Source organism: Pectobacterium polonicum, assembly GCF_005497185.1.
Classification (GTDB): domain Bacteria; phylum Pseudomonadota; class Gammaproteobacteria; order Enterobacterales; family Enterobacteriaceae; genus Pectobacterium; species Pectobacterium polonicum.
Window position 1 is genome coordinate 37,090 of the sequence record NZ_RJTN01000002.1, and the last position, 19,204, is coordinate 56,293.

Annotated in this window: 17 protein-coding genes and 1 other annotated feature; all 17 genes read left to right on the forward strand. The window is 48.3% G+C overall.

All coding sequences use genetic code 11. The annotated features are described in order from the left end of the window. The first annotated feature begins 136 nt into the window (after positions 1-136). Complete coding sequence (locus EDI29_RS02490; RefSeq protein WP_137739587.1) at positions 137-2,305, forward strand: sensor domain-containing phosphodiesterase; 2,169 nt, start codon at positions 137-139, stop codon at positions 2,303-2,305. Positions 2,306-2,454: 149 nt separating this feature from the next. Next, a complete protein-coding gene (locus EDI29_RS02495) occupies positions 2,455-4,200 on the forward strand; it encodes a sensor histidine kinase (RefSeq protein ID WP_137739588.1) in 1,746 nt (581 codons plus the stop codon). Next, a complete protein-coding gene (locus EDI29_RS02500; protein ID WP_137739589.1) occupies positions 4,197-4,946 on the forward strand; it encodes a LytR/AlgR family response regulator transcription factor in 750 nt (249 codons plus the stop codon). The genes EDI29_RS02495 and EDI29_RS02500 overlap by 4 nt, the downstream gene beginning before the upstream one ends. A gap of 184 nt (positions 4,947-5,130) precedes the next feature. After that, complete coding sequence (locus tag EDI29_RS02505) at positions 5,131-6,354, forward strand: L-lactate MFS transporter (protein ID WP_137739590.1); 1,224 nt, start codon at positions 5,131-5,133, stop codon at positions 6,352-6,354. A 283-nt stretch (positions 6,355-6,637) separates the two neighbouring features. After that, the gene (gene ugpB / locus EDI29_RS02510; RefSeq protein ID WP_137739591.1) at positions 6,638-7,975 is read left to right on the forward strand and encodes a sn-glycerol-3-phosphate ABC transporter substrate-binding protein UgpB; all 1,338 of its coding nucleotides are present in this window, start codon (positions 6,638-6,640) and stop codon (positions 7,973-7,975) included. A gap of 30 nt (positions 7,976-8,005) precedes the next feature. After that, entirely contained in the window at positions 8,006-8,854 is an 849-nt protein-coding gene (locus EDI29_RS02515; protein ID WP_137739592.1) for a glycerophosphodiester phosphodiesterase family protein, read from the forward strand. Positions 8,855-9,018: 164 nt separating this feature from the next. After that, positions 9,019-9,900 carry a protease HtpX gene (htpX, locus tag EDI29_RS02520; protein WP_137739593.1) on the forward strand — a complete coding sequence of 294 codons (882 nt, stop codon included), beginning with the start codon at positions 9,019-9,021 and terminating at the stop codon, positions 9,898-9,900. A 340-nt stretch (positions 9,901-10,240) separates the two neighbouring features. Beyond that, complete coding sequence (ogl, locus tag EDI29_RS02525) at positions 10,241-11,407, forward strand: oligogalacturonate lyase (RefSeq protein ID WP_005968909.1); 1,167 nt, start codon at positions 10,241-10,243, stop codon at positions 11,405-11,407. Between the two features lie 215 nt (positions 11,408-11,622). After that, entirely contained in the window at positions 11,623-12,414 is a 792-nt protein-coding gene (gene kdgR, locus EDI29_RS02530; protein WP_137739594.1) for a DNA-binding transcriptional regulator KdgR, read from the forward strand. Positions 12,415-12,669: 255 nt separating this feature from the next. Continuing rightward, the gene (locus EDI29_RS02535; protein ID WP_137739595.1) at positions 12,670-12,933 is read left to right on the forward strand and encodes a YebO family protein; all 264 of its coding nucleotides are present in this window, start codon (positions 12,670-12,672) and stop codon (positions 12,931-12,933) included. A gap of 126 nt (positions 12,934-13,059) precedes the next feature. Further along, the gene (locus tag EDI29_RS02540; protein WP_137739596.1) at positions 13,060-14,460 is read left to right on the forward strand and encodes an amino acid permease; all 1,401 of its coding nucleotides are present in this window, start codon (positions 13,060-13,062) and stop codon (positions 14,458-14,460) included. Between the two features lie 256 nt (positions 14,461-14,716). Next, a complete protein-coding gene (gene thrS / locus EDI29_RS02545) occupies positions 14,717-16,645 on the forward strand; it encodes a threonine--tRNA ligase (RefSeq protein ID WP_137739597.1) in 1,929 nt (642 codons plus the stop codon). Positions 16,646-16,647: 2 nt separating this feature from the next. After that, positions 16,648-17,190: a translation initiation factor IF-3 gene (gene infC, locus EDI29_RS02550; RefSeq protein WP_137739598.1), complete on the forward strand. Its 543-nt coding sequence runs from the start codon at positions 16,648-16,650 to the stop codon at positions 17,188-17,190. 95 nt (positions 17,191-17,285) lie between these two features. Next, positions 17,286-17,483 carry a 50S ribosomal protein L35 gene (gene rpmI, locus EDI29_RS02555; RefSeq protein WP_010275699.1) on the forward strand — a complete coding sequence of 66 codons (198 nt, stop codon included), beginning with the start codon at positions 17,286-17,288 and terminating at the stop codon, positions 17,481-17,483. A 43-nt stretch (positions 17,484-17,526) separates the two neighbouring features. Further along, positions 17,527-17,883: a 50S ribosomal protein L20 gene (rplT, locus tag EDI29_RS02560; protein ID WP_005968887.1), complete on the forward strand. Its 357-nt coding sequence runs from the start codon at positions 17,527-17,529 to the stop codon at positions 17,881-17,883. 117 nt (positions 17,884-18,000) lie between these two features. Next, positions 18,001-18,124, forward strand: a sequence feature (Phe leader region). Continuing rightward, a complete protein-coding gene (pheM, locus tag EDI29_RS02565) occupies positions 18,006-18,050 on the forward strand; it encodes a pheST operon leader peptide PheM (RefSeq protein WP_106120997.1) in 45 nt (14 codons plus the stop codon). Its footprint overlaps the feature before it by 45 nt. A gap of 89 nt (positions 18,125-18,213) precedes the next feature. Continuing rightward, entirely contained in the window at positions 18,214-19,197 is a 984-nt protein-coding gene (pheS, locus tag EDI29_RS02570; RefSeq protein WP_014915263.1) for a phenylalanine--tRNA ligase subunit alpha, read from the forward strand. Positions 19,198-19,204 lie beyond the last annotated feature (7 nt).

A 19,204-nucleotide genomic window follows, 5' to 3' on the forward strand; every position in this document is an offset into this window, starting at 1 on the left:
CTGGCGAGAAAAAGAGCCTTGGTTTACTCACGTTGGTCAGGTGTTGCTCTTATCGTGCTCATTGCTGCAATATTTTGGATTTATAGCTAACCTTTTGTCTAATCTTAACATTAATACGATGTGAGGGGGGGAACCCATGAGTCGTGCCCCAATAAGCAAAGATGAAGACAAACGCCTTGCTGCTCTTCGTGAGTACGGAGTTAAGAACGCACTGTTTGATCCGAGTCTGAGCAACTTGATTAGTCTGGCTGCCAACATTTTTAGCGCCCCCATCGTTTTAGTCTCGTTGGTGGAAGCTGAGCGCCAATTGTTTGCTGCCAGCGTAGGGGTTCCTTTTTGCGAAACACCACGCGATATCTCTTTTTGCGCCCACACGATTTTGAAGAAAAAGATCATGGTGGTGCCTGATGCACTCAAGGATGTGCGATTCAAAAATAACCCGCTGGTTGTAGGAATTCCCTATATTCGTTTTTATGCAGGGATACCCTTAATTACGCCGTCTGGGCATGCTATTGGCACATTATGTATTATTGATTTGAAGCCCAGAGCAACATTCTCCAAGCGTGATGAGCACAATTTGCAGGATCTGGCGTCACTGGTTATGGACAAGCTGGAAATGCGGCGTCTGGAATTGGCGCGTAAAGCCAGTCAGGTACGTTTTGAAAATATCGCCAATACCTCGCCTGATACGATTTTGTGCGTCAATGAGAAGGGGATGATTACCTTCTGGAATGCAGCCGCAGAGAAGATGTTGGAATACAGCGACGATGAAATTATCGGCCAAAATATTAATAGCATCGTACCTGATGCCTTTATCGTACAGCTTAACCATCTGGTCACTGACCGTGATTCCCTGATGAAAGGGGTGACACTGGAACTGAACGTACAAGCCAAAAGCGGTAGTCGGGTTCCGGTCGAACTGTCGGTTTCTATGTGGGAAGACAATGACAATGTCAGCTATGGCGCGATATTGCGTGACATTACCGAGCGTCGGCGCAACGAAGAGCGACTGTTTTTACTGGCGCACATGGACCCACTGACGGGGTTGGCAAACCGGACATTATTGACATCAAATTTAGAAACCGCGCTCAAGAATGAGCCTGCGGTCTGCATCATGATGGTCGATCTGGATGGATTTAAGGATGTTAATGACAGTCTGGGGCACTCGAGCGGCGATGATATTTTGGTACACGTTGCCAAAAAAATAAAAGCAACCGTTCGTTCCGGTGATGTGGTCGCGAGAATGGGCGGAGATGAATTTGCGCTGCTGTTTCCAGGCCTGAATGATAAAAGGGTTGCGGGTAAAATTGCCGAGCAAATTATTCATGAAATTTCGCAGGCAATGATTATTGACGACCACCAAATCAATATTAGTGCCAGTATTGGTGCGGTGCTGTACCCAGAATATGGCGTGACCGTGCAGGATCTTTTGACCAGTGCAGATTTAGCGTTGTATCAGGCGAAATCTGAAGGTCGGAATTGTTATCGTTTTTTCACACGCGAACTGCTTGAAGTCTTTCAGGCTAAGCATGCTTTCCAGCTAGAATTTGTGCGAGCCTATGAGCAGCATGAATTTGAAATGTTCTATCAACCACAGGTAAAACTGGCAACAAATGAGATTGTTGGTGCTGAGGCGTTGTTACGTTGGCGTCACCCTGATAGAGGACTACTTGGCCCAGCGGCATTTCTTACCGCACTGGAAAATGGTCCGTGGGCAGAACGGGTAGGGGATTGGATCGTAGAAACGGCCTGTCGGCAGGCTGCAGAGTGGTGTCAGGTCAGCAACAGCTACTTCCGTATTAGTATTAACCTTTTCAGTGCGCAATTTCGTACTGGTATGTTGGCGCAAAAGATTATGGATACCCTCGCTCGTACAGGGTTGCAACCAAGCTCGCTGGAGCTTGAAATCACGGAAAACATCATTCTGCGTTACGATGAAAATATGTTACAGCCATTAAAAACGCTGCGGGATGCGGGAATCGGGATTGCCTTTGATGACTACGGGACGGGCTATGCGTCTCTCAGTATGCTGAAAAACTACCCGGTGACTCGGCTGAAGATCGATCAAACCTTTGTCAGAACTATGTGTGAATCTCCGCCGGATGCAGCGATTGTCAGGGCGATACTCTATCTTGGGAAAAGTTTCGGTCTGGGTGTGATTGCTGAAGGGGTTGAAACGTTAGAGCAGAGTGAGCGGCTGCGAGGCAAAGGGTGTGAAGAAGCACAGGGATATTTGTTCGGGCATCCGATGCCCGCAGAAGAGTTTACCCAGCTACTGAAGTTGAATAAACCAATAGACGTGTAAGCTGTTGTGCTACAGCAATCTTTCCTGAAAGCCAGCGTTTGCTGGCTTCATTCGCCAATACCTTCTTAGCGTTGTTAGTAGACTAAAAAGTGGAATCTGGATCACATTTTTTCTATAGTGCTGGCTCGTAACCCAGTACCGGACGTCCCGTGCACGAAATATTTGAGATGCTCCTTGCGGTCTTTGACCGCGCCGCCTTGATGCTGATTTGCCTGTTCTTCCTGACGAGGACGCGCCAGTTCCGGCAATTGCTGCAAAAAGAGCAGCATTCGCCGAGAGAGCGAGTGACGGTGACGGCCATCTTTTCACTGTTTGCGCTGTTCGGTACCTATTCCGGCATTAATGTTGAGGGGTCGCTCGTCAACGTGCGAGTGATTGCCGTGATGTCCGGCGGAATTCTCTTTGGCCCTTGGGTGGGTATCGCAACTGGCATCATTGCGGGGGTGCACCGTTATTTAATTGATATTGATGGCATTACCTCCGTCCCTTGCCTGATTACCAGCATCATCGCGGGTATCACTTCTGGCTACATCAATAAGAAAGTCAAAAAAGAACAGCAGTGGAGCATCGGGATTCTGGGTGGAATGCTGTGTGAGTCGTTAACGATGTTGCTGGTTGTGGCATGGGCAACGCCGATCGAGTTAGGGCTGGATATTGTGTCAAAAATTGCGGTGCCGATGATTCTTGGCTCCGTGTGTATTGGCCTGATCGTATTACTGGTACAGAGCGTGGCGAATGAAAAAGAGGTTATTGCTGCCAGACAAGCCAAACTCGCGCTGGATATTGCACACAAGACACTGCCGTATTTCCGCAACATTAACAGTGATTCACTGACGGCCATTTGTCGGATCATCCGCACTGAAATAAATGCGGATGCTGTAGCGATAACGAACACGCAGCACATTCAGGCTTACGTGGGGATTGGAGAAGACAAATATAATATCGGTCACGATATTATCAGCCCGATGACGCAACAGGCGATCCATGATGGGAAAATTATCATTAAAAATAATGATGAACAGCATCTAACGCCGGAAATCCATTCGATGATTGTCATCCCGCTATGGGAGCACGGGCAGGTGACTGGCACATTGAAAATTTACTACCGCCATGCCCATAAAATTACCTATTCATTACGCGTGATGGCCGTTGGTTTATCGCAAATTATGTCAACGCAAATTGAAGTATCCCGCACAGAACAATTGCGTGATATGGCAAATAAAGCGGAACTGAGAGCGCTGCAAAGTAAAATCAATCCGCACTTTCTTTTTAATGCACTCAATGCGATCTCTTCATCGATTCGTATTAACCCCGATACGGCGCGCCAACTGGTGATCAACCTGTCTCGCTATTTGCGCTATAACCTCGAACTCAACGACGATGCGCTGATCGATATAAAGAAAGAGCTGTACCAAATTCAGGATTATATCGCGATTGAGCAGGCGCGGTTCGGTGCCAAGTTAACGGTGATTTACGATATCGACGACGATTTAGCGTATAAAATTCCCAGCTTATTAATTCAGCCGCTGGTAGAAAACGCGATTGTGCATGGTATTCAGCCTTGCCGAGGCAAGGGAACCGTTGTGTTATCCGTGAAGGAGCAGGGCGATAAGCTGCTCGTCGCGGTAAAAGATACGGGTCATGGCATCAGCCAGGAAACGATGGAACGCGTTGCGCGCAATGAGTTGCCGGGGAATAGGATTGGTCTGCTGAATGTCCATCATCGGGTGCGTTTGCTCTATGGTGATGGTCTGCATATTCGCCGTCTGGAACCCGGAACCGAGATTTATTTCTACATTCCACGAGAAGATAAAACACCGTCGGCATTGCCAGATACCGTGCTGGTGCCGTCGTCGACCTATTCTGCTACTGAAAACAGAGGAGGCAACCCATGAAAGCCATTATTGTTGAAGATGAGTTCCTCGCACAGCAGGAGCTCAGCTACCTTATTAAACAGCACAGTGATATTACGATTGAGGCAACATTCGATGATGGGCTGGATGTCCTGAAGTATCTGCAACATAACGACGTCGATGCGATCTTCTTAGATATCAATATTCCGTCGTTAGATGGCGTATGGCTGGCGCAAAATATCAGCAAATTCGCACACAAGCCCTATATCATCTTTATTACGGCGTATAAAGAGCACGCGGTCGAAGCCTTTGAAGTCGAGGCCTTCGATTACATTCTCAAACCGTATCATGAATCTCGCATCATCACGATGTTGCGTAAATTGGAAGGGACCTTGCAACAGCGGCAAATTGCACCGGCTGCTGAAACAGGCGTGCATATAGGTGCACCGAGAGGCGCCCAGCAAACGATTAATTTGATGAAAGACGAACGGATTATCGTCACGGATATTAATAATATCTACTACGCTGCCGCGCAGGAAAAGGTCACGCTGGTTTATACCCGCCGTGAGGAATTCATCATGCCGATGAATATTACGGAGTTTTGTCATCGCTTGCCGGAAGACTATTTCTTCCGTTGCCATCGCTCTTACTGCGTCAACCTGACGAAGATCCGTGAAATTGTACCGTGGTTTAACAATACCTATATCTTGCGATTGAACGATCTGGATTTTGAAGTTCCGGTAAGTCGAAGCAAGATAAAGGCATTCAGGTCATTGATGCGTCTTTAAAGGCATTTCATTCCACGTTTCAGGCATCTCATTCCCCATTCGATCAATCACTGTCAGCCCGCTTGTATACTGGCCTCAGCCCATAAGCTGACAGTGTTTTGATGGATTTTCTCTTCTCCACATCAGCTTATATTTTTTAGCGTGCCGAGCGAATCGGACTAATTTTTGATGTAGGGGAAAACCCATGAATACTAAACCTGTTAATCGGGGAGTCATTGTCCTCGGTACGATTATCACCCAAATGGGACTCGGCACGATTTACACCTGGAGTTTATTCAACCAGCCGCTGGTAGATAAATTTGGCTGGGCGCTGAGCGCTGTGGCAACGACGTTTTCAATCACCAGTTTCTGTCTGGCATTTGCAACGCTGTTTGCCGGTAAATTTCAGGAGCGTATTGGCCTGCGCCGCTTAACTATGATCGCAGGCATTGCGCTGGGTGCCGGTCTGATGGCTAGTGCGGTGAGCCCGTCGCTGACGTTGATTTATCTGCTGATGGGGGTTGTTGTCGGCTTTGCTGACGGCACGGCTTACATCACGACGCTGTCTAATTTGATCAAATGGTTTCCTAACCGCAAAGGGCTGATTGCGGGTATTTCGGTTGGTGCATTTGGTACCGGAAGTCTGTTGTTCAAATACGTAAACAGCTTTTTGATTGCGGAAGTCGGTGTCTCAGACGCCTTTTTCTACTGGGGAATTATCGTTATGGCGATGATTCTGGTCGGGAGTTCATTGCTGAAAGAGCCTGCTACGCTACCAGTACAACAAGCTGCGGTTCAGGGAGCGTCGAGTGATTTCTCGCTGGGCGAGATGTTGGCAACCAAAGAATCATATTTGCTGTTTATTATTTTCTTCACGGCGTGCATGAGCGGTCTGTATTTGATCGGTATTGTGAAAGATATCGGCGTGCAAATGGCCGGAATGGATATGGCGACGGCGGCAAATGCCGTTTCTGCGATTGCGATTTTTAATACCGTTGGGCGTATTGTGCTTGGTGCACTTTCCGATAATGTCGGACGTATGCGAGTAATTAGCTTTACGCTGTTTGTAACTATTCTTGCGGTGTCAGTGATGACTTTTCTGCCGCTTAGTCCAATACTGTTCTTTACCTGTGTCAGTGCGATTGCCTTCTGCTTTGGTGGCAATATCACGGTATTCCCGGCGATTGTCGGCGACTTCTTTGGCCTGAAAAATCACAGCAAAAACTACGGCGTGATTTATCAGGGATTCGGTATCGGCGCGTTGTCTGGCTCATTTATCGCCGCACAACTTGGGGGCTTTCAGGCGACATTTATGGCAATTATCATTATGTCTGTCGTCTCGCTGCTGATTACCTTGTGGATTAAACCACCGAAGCATCAACCTGTTACTGACGCAATGCGTGCGGACATGGCACATGCGCAAAGTTAATAAAATCCCACGCTGACAGAATATCGTGCTGGGCATGCCACATGCTGCCCAGTTCGAGAAGTTTTCTCTCTTTCCTGCTACATGATTCCTTCTCTTCATTTGCTGAAATATCGCGATACAGTTCACCACTTTTATCGTCATCCATGTGTCACAGGCGAACTCTAGCGTCGTTATTGGCACGTCTTCTCCTGACGCGGGCTTCCTTAAAAGCAACTTTCCTTAAAAACAATTTTTCTTTAAAAACAACTTTCTTTAAAAACAAAGAGTAGCCGGAGAAAATACCATGATGATTCGGTTTAGGTTCACATCTGTTTTTTTGATGTTGTTAAGTATGGTTTTGCTTATCCCTCTGTCTGCCAGAGCGGCGGTTGAACTGACATTTTGGCATGGCATGGACAGCAACCTGAATACCGAATTGATACGGCTGGTCAATCGGTTTAACGCATCTCAGACGGTATATCATGTTGAACCTATCTATAAAGGCAGCTATGAGCAGACGCTGGCCGCGGGTATTGCCGCTTATCGCACCGGTAATGCACCGGATATTTTGCAAGTTTATGATGTTGGTACGCCGAATATGATACACAGCGGGGCGATTGTTCCGGTGTATGACCTGTTCAAGCAGGTCGGTATCGACAATGATGAAAAGGCCTTTCTGCCTGCGGTGGCGCTGTTTTATAGCGATAGCCAAACCGGGCATCTGATTTCCCAACCGTTTAACAGTTCAACCCCCGTTCTCTACTACAACAAAGATGCTTTTATCAAAGCGGGGCTCGATCCCGATAACCCCCCACGGACCTGGAACGAATTGGCGTACGATGCGGCACGACTGCGTCAGAGCGGGATGACGTGCGGCTATACGAATGCCGGGCAACAGGGTTGGATATTGCTGGAAGCCTTTAGCGTGTGGAACGGACTGCCGATCGCGACAAAAAACAATGGGTTCGACGGTGTCGATACGCATTTGCTGGTGAATGGCCCGTTGCAGGTCGCCCACATCAACCAGCTTGCGGAGATGATGAAGAAGAAGGAGTTCAGCTATTTTGGCCGCAATGACGAGGGAACTGCACGTTTTTATAACGGCGATTGCGGCATATTGACGACCTCATCGGGTGGGTTACGTAAGATTCAGAACTATGCCAAATTTCATTACGGTGTAGGAATGTTGCCTTATAGCGAAGACGCTAAAGGTGCGCCGCAGAATACGTTCATCGGAGGTGCAAGTCTCTGGGCCATGAAAGGGAAAGCCGCATCGCATTATCAAGGGATCGCTGAATTCCTGCATTTCCTGACACTGCCGGAAAATGCTGCCGAATGGCATCAAATGACGGGCTATCTTCCGGTGACGCAACCTGCTTACGAACTGACGCGCGAGCAGGGGTTTTATGCCAGATACCCCGGTAGCGATGTTGCCATGAAACAGCTCACCAATAAGCCGCCTTTGCCTTATACACGTGGATTCCGATTAGGCAATATGCCGCAAATCCGCACCATCATGGACGAAGAGTTGGAGAAAGTCTGGGCAGAGCAAGAAACGCCGCAGCAGGCATTGGACAATGTGGTTTCGCGTGGCGATCTTCTGTTGCAGCATTTTGCGCAGTCGGTTGCCCGTCATTCATGATATTCCCCGTTTATGTGGAGTTTTTGACTGATGACAAAGCAAAGTAAAGGCATCACTCAGGAATTGATTGCGGCACAAAACACGACGGTCTTGACGGTAGCACATCGCGGCGTCTGGGCGTCGGCACCGGAAAATTCGCTGGCGGCGCTGCGCGAAGCCATTCGATTAGGGGTTGATATCGTGGAGATAGATGCGCAATTAACGGCTGATAGCCATGTTGTCGTGATTCATGATAATACACTCGACCGCACAAGCAATATGAGGGGCAAGGTTGGCAAGATGACGCTTGCAGAGATTCGCCAGGCGCGTCTACGCGGGAGTGATGGCAGTTCGGCATGGCCGTTAAGTACCGAAAAAATCCCGCTGTTGTACGAGGTACTCGAAGAGGCGCGCGGGCGCATTGTTATCAATGTGGATGTGAAGAATGAGCGAGAATTTGGTGTCATTGCCCGCGATATTCGTGATAAAGGTCTCAGTGCGGGGGCGATTATGAAAAGTCCCATCCATCTTGCTGCTGCCCGTTTTCCTCTCGTTTCACCGTCGCCGGATTCCCTGATACCGTACATGCCGTTGATCCAACTCCAACGAGGAGAAACCGTCGATATTCTGCGGCAGATTGACGACTTTGGCGTTGCCATAGTGGAAGCCAACTTTGATCATATTGATACATTGGTTGAGGCGTATGCTGAATTTCAACGGCTTGGCGTACGTATCTGGGTGAACACGCTGGATTGTGCGCACCCGCTGGATTACAGCGATACCCGTGCCTTAGTCGATCCTGACGTCGTATGGGGTGCACTCATTCGGGCTGGCGTCGGTGCGATTCAGGTCGATCACGCTGCGGCATTTATCGATTTTCGGTCAACGTTATTACGCTGATCTATCAGGGCTACCCGCAGGCAGGATGACGCTTTCCTTTTGAAAAATGTAAAGTTATGTGGATTTAGTAACTGAAAAGTTAAGAATACTTGAAAATACCACGACAACCCATACGATGTAGGTGTTGTAAACTTTATTTTTCTGCGAGAGGAAATCAGACCTTTATGATGCGTATTGCGCTTTTCCTGATCACCAACCTGGCGGTGATGTTGGTTTTCGGGCTGGTACTCAGCCTGACGGGAATTCAGTCCAGCAGTGTCCAGGGCTTAATGATTATGGCTGGGCTGTTTGGCTTTGGCGGTGCGTTTGTTTCACTGCTGATGTCTAAATGGATGGCGTTGCGGTCCGTTGGCGGTGAGGTCATTGAACAACCACGTAACGAAACCGAACGCTGGTTGGTGGAAACGGTACGTTCACAGTCACAGCAGGCTGGGATCGCGATGCCACAGGTGGCTATTTACCATGCGCCAGATATCAATGCGTTCGCGACGGGAGCGCGTCGTGATGCTTCTCTGGTGGCGGTGAGCACGGGGTTGCTGCAAAACATGAGTCGTGACGAGGCCGAAGCGGTTATCGCGCATGAAATTAGTCATATCGCGAATGGTGACATGGTAACGATGACGCTGGTTCAGGGGGTAGTAAACACCTTCGTTATCTTTATCTCTCGTCTGATCGCTCAGGTCGTTTCCGGTTTCCTGTCCGGTAATCGTGATGAAGGCGAAAGCAGTAACGGCAATCCGCTGGTTTATTTTGCCGTCGCGACCGTGCTGGAACTGGTATTTGGTATTCTTGCCAGCATTATCACCATGTGGTTCTCACGCTATCGTGAATTCCATGCGGATGCCGGTTCTGCCAAGCTGGTGGGGCGTGAAAAAATGATCGCAGCACTACAACGCCTGAAGACCAGCTACGAACCGCAGGAAGAGGGCAGCATGATGGCTTTCTGCATTAACGGAAAATCGAAATCCTTCAGCGAACTCTTTATGTCACACCCGCCGTTGGATAAGCGCATCGAAGCGCTCCGTTCCGGTGAGTTCCTGAAGTAATTCACGCTAGTTTCTTCCCAAAGGCCCATTCGGGCCTTTGTTATTTCTGCGTTTATTGATTCATCGCTCCTGCACTTTATCTGTCCGAATGTTTTCATTAGATCTGAAACAGGTGGTGAAAATATGAAGAATGTTTTATAAAATAAAACCACGATCACGGAAAAATGAAACATTGTTTCTATAATGCCGATATAACAGGCGTCTCGCGTGAGATTGGTGGCCTGATTTTTGAACAACCGGCGTCGGCGTGGCCGACTCGCTGGGTGAGCGGATGTCAGGGTATCGGAGAGTATGCGCGTGTGGCGTCAGATTCTTCATGATAAGTTCTAAGGATTTACGGATGGCCAAAGGTAACAAGATTCCCCTAACGTTCCATACCTATCAGGATTCAGCAACTGGCACCGAAGTTGTGCGTTTAACCCCGCCCGATGTTATCTGCCACCGCAACTATTTCTACCAGAAATGTTTCTTCAATGATGGCAGCAAGCTGCTGTTTGGTGCGGCGTTTGATGGTCCATGGAATTACTATCTGTTGGATTTAAAAGCGCAGAATGCCACGCAGTTGACGGAAGGCAAGGGCGACAACACCTTCGGTGGTTTCCTGTCCCCGAATGACGATGCGTTGTATTACGTTAAAAATACCCGCAATCTGATGCGTGTCGATCTGGCTACGCTGGAAGAGAAAACCATTTATCAGGTGCCTGACGATTGGGTCGGCTACGGTACTTGGGTTGCCAATTCCGATTGCACTAAAATGGTCGGCATTGAGATTAAAAAAGAAGACTGGAAACCACTGACCGATTGGAAAAAATTCCAGGAGTTCTATTTCACTAATCCTTGTTGCCGTCTAATTCGCGTTGATTTAGTCACAGGCGAAGCGGAGACGATCCTTCAGGAAAATCAATGGCTGGGTCACCCAATTTACCGTCCAGGCGATGACAATACGGTTGCGTTCTGCCATGAAGGTCCACACGATTTGGTTGATGCCCGTATGTGGTTCATCAACGAAGACGGTACCAACATGCGTAAAGTGAAAGAGCATGCTGAAGGCGAAAGCTGTACCCACGAATTCTGGGTGCCAGATGGTTCTGCGATGATTTACGTCTCTTACCTTAAAGACGATACCAACCGCTATATCCGCAGCATCGACCCCGTTACGCTGGAAGATCGTCAACTGCGCATCATGCCGCCATGTTCTCACCTGATGAGTAACTATGATGGCACACTGCTGGTTGGTGATGGTTCCGATGCGCCAGTCGATGTACAGGATGACGGTGGCTACAAAATTGAGAACGATCCGTTCCTGTATGTTTTCAACCTGAAAACCGGCAAAGAACACCGTATTGCGCAACACAATACATCCTGGGAAGTGTTGGAAGGCGACCGTCAGGTCACTCACCCACACCCTTCTTTCACGCCGGATAATAAACAAGTCCTGTTTACTTCTGACGTAGATGGAAAACCTGCGCTGTATCTGGCGAAGGTTCCTGATTCCGTCTGGAACTAATAATACTAATAAGTCCGCGTCACATTTTATGGCGCGGATTATTTTAAAATATTTACTTACATATTATTTTATTAAGTCTCTGACGCGGTTATTTCTCAAACTTAACTTGATTATCGTTATTGCTCCATTGCCATAATCAAAGCGTTCCCTTTATACTAAAACCATTGTTCTATTTTTTTTAAAACAAAAAAAACCTGAGTAGGGTAACCACAAAAATGGCTATTGCAGATTTAGATAAACAACCCGATTCCGTGTCGTCCGTTTTAAAGGTTTTTGGTATTTTGCAGGCATTAGGTGAAGAGAGAGAAATTGGTATTACCGAGCTTTCTCAGCGCGTCATGATGTCCAAGAGTACCGTTTACCGCTTCTTGCAGACGATGAAATCCCTGGGCTATGTTGCGCAGGAAGGTGAATCGGAGAAATATTCGCTGACGCTCAAGTTGTTTGAACTTGGTGCGAAAGCATTGCAGAACGTAGATTTAATCCGCAGTGCGGATATACAGATGCGTGAGTTGTCTGCGCTGACGAGGGAAACGATCCACCTCGGTGCGCTGGATGAAGACGGCATCGTTTATATCCACAAAATTGACTCTATGTATAACCTGCGCATGTATTCGCGTATTGGTCGCCGCAATCCTCTGCACAGTACTGCAATTGGTAAAGTGCTATTAGCATGGCGCGATCGTGGCGAAGTGGAAGAAGTTCTGTCGACTGTCGAATTCACTCGCAGTACACCACATACGTTGTGTTCTGCTGAAGACCTTCTTAATCAATTGGATGTCGTGCGCGAGCAAGGCTACGGCGAAGATAAAGAAGAACAGGAAGAAGGGCTGCGTTGCATCGCTGTTCCGGTATTCGATCGCTTTGGTGTTGTGATTGCTGGCCTCAGTATTTCTTTCCCAACAATTCGTTTTTCAGAAGAAAATAAACACGAATATGTGGCTACGCTGCACACTGCCGCCAGAAATATCTCTGAGCAGATGGGCTACCACGATTATCCTTTCTGATATCCCTTATCGCTTGCTAAGCCTGTCCTTGCCGACAGGCTTTTTTATGGCGTGCCATCCCTGGCCGCTACCCTGTGGGCCGTCGCAAGCGACGTCGAAAAACGTTCCTCACGTTTTTTTATTTTGTACCAATACGATAGCGATGTGCATCAGCATGCTGTGGATAACGGACCACGTCGGGTATCGAATTTGGTTACGCCCTGATGTTAAGATAGCCCGTAGATGTCTGTCTAAGTAGCGATAAGTGGAGTCGTTGTGAACATATTAGAAGTGGTTTTCGTCTTGTTGGTTGTGCTACTGGCTGCACTGGTCTGGTTTTTTGTCAATCGGGCGAGCGTCAGAGCGAATGAGCAAGTGAAATTGCTGCAAGAGATCGTAGAGCAGCAACGCCAGCAGCTAGCGTTATTGAAAAGATTGTTACCCCAGAATGTAGAGAAAAGCGAGCCTGAAGCGCTTGTCGCCGAGCTCGGTCGTGATGATGTGGAGTTAACGTTTAAAAATGTCATTCCCGAACGTTGATAGCCCAATCACTGTGTAGCGCTTAAATACATTTCTTTTGCCTGTTTGCACCCGCTTTCATGTGGGTGTCGTAAGCAGGCATTGTTATAAAAATGAAGAAGGCTTTACAGGAAGCATAAAAACAATATGGCAAATGCTCAGAGCAACATAGCAAACGATCAACAGGAACTGGTTTTAAAACGAGGGCTAAAAAATCGGCATATTCAGTTGATAGCACTGGGTGGTGCTATCGGTACTGGGCTGTTTTTAGGGATATCGCAGACTATTCAAATGGCTGGCCCGTCCGTCTTATTGGGCTATGCGATAGCTGGCATGATTGCGTTTCTGATTATGCGGCAACTGGGCGAGATGGTAGTAGAAGAACCGGTTGCGGGTTCATTCAGCCATTTTGCCTTTAAATACTGGGGCGATTTTGCGGGTTTCCTCGCGGGTTGGAACTACTGGGCGATGTTTATTCTGGTAGGGATGGCGGAGCTGACCGCCGTGGGGATTTATATCCAATACTGGTGGCCGGATACGCCAACCTGGCTGTCTGCGGCTATCTTCTTTGTGCTGATCAACCTGATCAATCTCGTTAATGTGCGGATGTTTGGGGAAACGGAATTTTGGTTCGCCATTATCAAAGTGCTCGCCATCGTTGGGATGATTGTCTTTGGCAGTTGGCTGTTGCTGAGTGGTAATGGTGGCGAAACGGCGACGGTTCGTAATTTATGGATTCATGGCGGATTCATGCCGAATGGCGCAAGCGGCTTGATCATGGCGATGGCGGTGATCATGTTTTCATTCGGTGGACTGGAATTAGTGGGGATCACGGCCGCAGAAGCGGCCGATCCGAAACGTTCTATCCCTCAGGCGACTAATCAGGTGGTGTACCGCATCCTGATTTTCTATATCGGCGCGCTGTCTATTTTGTTGTCACTCTACCCGTGGGGGAATGTGGTCGGCGGCGGTAGTCCGTTTGTCCTGATTTTTCATGCGCTTAACAGTAACATAGTGGCGAACGTGCTCAACGTCGTGGTACTGACGGCGGCATTATCCGTGTATAACAGCGGCGTATACTGTAACAGCCGGATGCTGTACGGCTTGGCAAAACAAGGAAATGCGCCGAAGTCTTTGGCTAAGGTTAACGCGCGCGGCGTGCCCGTTCGTTCTATCGCGCTGTCGGCGCTGGCGACCTCACTTGGCGTCGCGATTAACTATCTGATGCCTGGCAAAGCCTTTGAGCTGCTGATGGCGTTGGTGGTATCGACGCTGGTGATTAACTGGATCATGATCTGTTTTGCCCACCTGCGTTTTCGTCAGGCGATGATAGCGAAGGGGGTTGTGCCTGCGTTTAAAGCGTTCTGGTATCCGTGGGGTAACTACCTGTGTCTGGCATTTCTGGCGGGGATATTGGTGATTATGCTGCTATCGCCGGGGATTCGTATATCAGTAGTGTTGATTCCGTTCTGGATTGCCATTATTTGGCTGGGTTTCCGCTTTTCTCGCAAAAATAGCGCAGCACTGAAGTCTGTACAGACACCGTAACGCTTTTCTGGCCTGCTCATTACGAGACAACGATGAGCAGGCTACCATCCGGCTTTAACACCCAAGTTATAAGGTGTATTATTGCCCCGACGTTATTCATGTCACGCTAATGCGCACCTGTAGTGTTCGCATCATGTGTATATATTTCACAGAGTACAGAGAAATAGCATGGGTAACACTTTTGATTTTCAATTGATATGCGATTTTTTGCATGTGAGCTTTCGTGTGGCTCACCACTGTAAATAAGGGAATTATAATGCCAGTTATCACCCTTCCTGATGGAAGTCAGCGTCATTACGACCACGCCGTTTCTCCCCTCGATGTTGCACTTGATATTGGTCCCGGTCTGGCAAAAGCCTGTATCGCCGGACGTGTCAATGGTGAGCTGGTTGACGCCAGCGATAAGATCGATACCGATGCGCAGTTAGCCATCATTACCGCTAAAGATGAAGCCGGCCTGGAGATTATTCGTCACTCCTGTGCGCACCTGCTGGGCCATGCGATCAAGCAACTGTGGCCAAATACCAAAATGGCCATTGGTCCGGTTATCGATAACGGTTTTTACTATGATGTTGACATCGACCGTACCCTGACTCAGGAAGACGTTGAGCTGCTCGAAAAGCGTATGCATGAGCTCGCTGACACTGACTATGATGTCATCAAGAAAAAAGTCAGTTGGCAGGAAGCGCGCGACGCGTTCGCTGCGCGCGGTGAGACCTACAAAATTGCGATTCTGGATGAGAACATCAGCCACGACGATCGTCCAGGTCTGTATCACCATGAAGAATACGTCGATATGTGCCGTGGTCCGCACGTACCGAATATGCGTTTCTGCCATCATTTCAAATTGCAGAAAACCTCGGGTGCTTACTGGCGTGGTGACAGCAAAAACAAAATGCTGCAACGCATCTACGGCACCGCGTGGGCGGATAAAAAGCAACTGGCTTCTTACCTGCAACGTCTTGAAGAAGCGTCTAAGCGCGACCACCGCAAGATCGGCAAACAGCTTGACCTGTACCATATGCAGGAAGAAGCGCCGGGTATGGTGTTCTGGCACAACGACGGCTGGACGATCTTCCGCGAGCTGGAAGCATTTGTGCGCATGAAGCTGAAGTCGTACCAGTATCAGGAAGTGAAAGGTCCATTCATGATGGACCGTGTGATGTGGGAAAAAACCGGTCACTGGGAAAACTACAAAGAAGCGATGTTTACGACGTCATCAGAGAATCGTGAATACTGCATCAAGCCGATGAACTGCCCAGGCCATGTACAGATTTTCAATCAGGGATTGAAATCCTATCGCGATCTGCCGCTGCGTATGGCTGAGTTCGGTAGCTGCCATCGTAATGAGCCGTCAGGCTCTCTGCATGGCTTAATGCGTGTGCGCGGCTTCACTCAGGATGATGCACACATCTTCTGTACGGAAGAGCAGGTTCGCGATGAAGTGAACAGCTGTATCAAGATGGTGTATGACATGTACAGCACCTTCGGTTTTGAAAAAATCGTGGTGAAACTGTCTACGCGTCCTGAAAAACGCATTGGTAGCGATGAGATGTGGGATCGTGCTGAAGCCGACCTGGCGGCGGCGTTGACTGAAAACAACATTGAGTTTGCTTATCAGCCGGGTGAAGGGGCGTTCTATGGCCCAAAAATTGAATTTACCTTGCATGACTGTTTGGATCGCGCGTGGCAGTGTGGTACGGTGCAGCTCGACTTTTCATTACCGGGTCGTCTGAACGCATCTTACGTTGGTGAAAGCAATGAGCGTCAGGTACCGGTTATGATTCACCGGGCTATTTTGGGTTCAATGGAGCGTTTTATCGGTATTCTGACCGAAGAATTCGCTGGTTTCTTCCCAACCTGGTTAGCGCCGGTTCAAGTGGTGATTATGAATATCACCGATAGCCAGTCTGATTATGTCAACGAATTGACCCAAAAATTGCAAGAAGCGGGCATTCGTGTGAAAGCAGACTTGAGAAATGAGAAGATAGGCTTTAAAATCCGCGAACACACTTTACGACGCGTTCCCTATATGCTGGTTTGTGGCGACAAAGAGGTCGAGGCAGGAAAAGTTGCTGTCCGTACTCGTCGCGGTAAAGACTTGGGGAGCCTGGATGTCAGTGAAGTTATCAGCAAGCTGCTGCAAGAGATTCGCAGCCGTAGTCTTCATCAATTGGAGGTATAGGTATTAAAGGCGGAAAACGAGTTCAACCGGCGCGTCCTAATCGCATCAACAGAGAGATTCGCGCACATGAGGTACGCCTGACTGGCGTCGAAGGCGAACAGCTTGGCATCGTAAGTCTAAATGAAGCATTAGAAAAAGCCGAAGAAGCAGGTGTTGATTTAGTTGAAATCAGTCCGAACGCCGAGCCGCCGGTTTGCCGAATTATGGATTACGGCAAGTTCCTTTATGAGAAGAGTAAGGCTACAAAGGAACAGAAGAAAAAACAAAAAGTTATTCAGGTCAAGGAAATCAAATTCCGACCTGGTACCGATGATGGCGACTATCAGGTCAAACTACGCAACCTGATTCGCTTTCTTGAAGATGGTGACAAAGCTAAAATCACACTGCGTTTCCGCGGCCGTGAAATGGCGCACCAACAGATTGGTATCGAAGTGCTTAACCGCGTTCGTGACGATCTGAGTGAACTGGCAGTTGTCGAATCCTTCCCATCGAAGATCGAAGGCCGTCAGATGATCATGGTGCTAGCACCGAAGAAGAAACAGTAAGGCATTCAAGTAGCAAGACCGTACAACCACTGTGTTGTACGGCTTTGTTCGCCTTATCTGATTCGTTTTATTAACAATGCGAAGTGGAAATAACAATGCCAAAGATTAAAACAGTACGTGGCGCCGCTAAACGCTTTAAAAAAACCGCAAGCGGTGGTTTTAAGCGTAAGCATGCTAACCTGCGTCATATTCTGACCAAAAAGTCAACTAAGCGTAAACGTCACCTGCGTCCGAAAGGTCTGGTCTCCAAAGGGGATCTGGGTCTTGTCATCGCTTGTCTGCCGTACGCATAAGTAACCTTTTTTTAATTCAGAATAAGACTTTAGGAGAGAGCATATGGCTCGCGTAAAACGTGGTGTAGTTGCCCGTGCACGTCACAAGAAAATATTGAAACAAGCGAAAGGTTACTACGGTGCCCGTTCGCGTGTTTATCGTGTTGCCTTCCAGGCAGTAATCAAAGCTGGTCAATACGCTTACCGCGACCGTCGTCAACGTAAACGTCAATTCCGCCAGCTGTGGATTGCACGTATCAATGCGGCAGCTCGTCAAAACGGTTTGTCTTACAGCAAATTCATCAACGGCTTGAAAAAAGCTTCTGTTGAAATTGACCGTAAGATTCTGGCCGATATCGCAGTATTCGATAAGTTAGCGTTCAGCGCGCTGGTCGAAAAAGCGAAAGCGGCACTGGCGTAAGTCAGTTGAGAGAGGGAGCTTTGGCTCCCTCTTTTCGTCAAGCACCACAGTTTTCGGTATTTACAATACCATTTGTTATTTACATGGCTTTTTTGTGATTCTCAAAACAAGGTAACGCAAGTATGAACGCTGCTATTTTCCGTTTCTTTTTTTACTTTAGCGCCTGAACTCAGGGGGCTTTGCGCGTAAGAAAAGAAACGAAAAGTAGCGCTTAAGCCTCCCTAAGGGAGGCTTTTTTATTTATAATTGCCGGTTTTTACTATCGTTTTTAGTAAAACGACATTCTTCAATCATGACAGTTGGCCGCATAGGCAGAAAAAGAGGAACACAATGCCACATCTCGCAGAACTGGTTGCCAAAGCCAGAACAGCTATAGAAGAGGCCCAGGATGTTGCCGCACTGGAAAATGTGCGTGTCGAATATCTGGGTAAAAAAGGTCACTTAACCCTTCAGATGACCTCGCTGCGCGAGTTGCCGGCTGAAGAACGTCCTGCTGCTGGCGCTGTCATTAACCAGGCTAAGCAAGACGTTCAGGACGCGCTGAATGCCCGTAAGCACATGTTGGAATCTGCTGAGTTAAATGCGCGTCTGGCGCAAGAAACCATCGATGTGTCCCTGCCGGGGCGCACCATTGAGAATGGTGGTTTGCACCCAGTGACGCGCACTATCGATCGCATCGAAACCTTTTTCGGCGAGCTGGGCTTTTCAGTGGTTACCGGGCCAGAAATCGAAGACGACTATCACAACTTTGATGCGCTAAATATTCCAGGACATCACCCCGCACGTGCTGACCACGACACGTTCTGGTTTGATGCTACGCGTCTACTGCGTACACAGACTTCAGGCGTTCAGATCCGTACCATGGAAAAGCAGCAGCCGCCTATTCGTATCATCGCGCCGGGGCGCGTTTATCGTAACGATTACGATCAGACCCACACGCCAATGTTCCATCAGATGGAAGGGTTGATCGTCGATAAAGACATCAGCTTCACCAATCTGAAAGGCACGCTGCATGATTTTCTGCGTAATTTCTTTGAGGAAGATTTGCAGGTTCGCTTCCGTCCGTCTTATTTCCCGTTTACCGAGCCGTCCGCAGAAGTGGATGTCATGGGTAAGAACGGTAAATGGCTGGAAGTATTGGGTTGCGGTATGGTGCACCCTAACGTCCTGCGTAATGTCGGTATCGATCCCGAAGTCTATTCCGGTTTCGCATTTGGTATGGGCATGGAGCGTCTGACGATGCTGCGCTATGGCGTGACCGATTTGCGTGCATTCTTCGAAAACGATCTGCGTTTCCTCAAACAGTTTAAGTAAGGCGGGT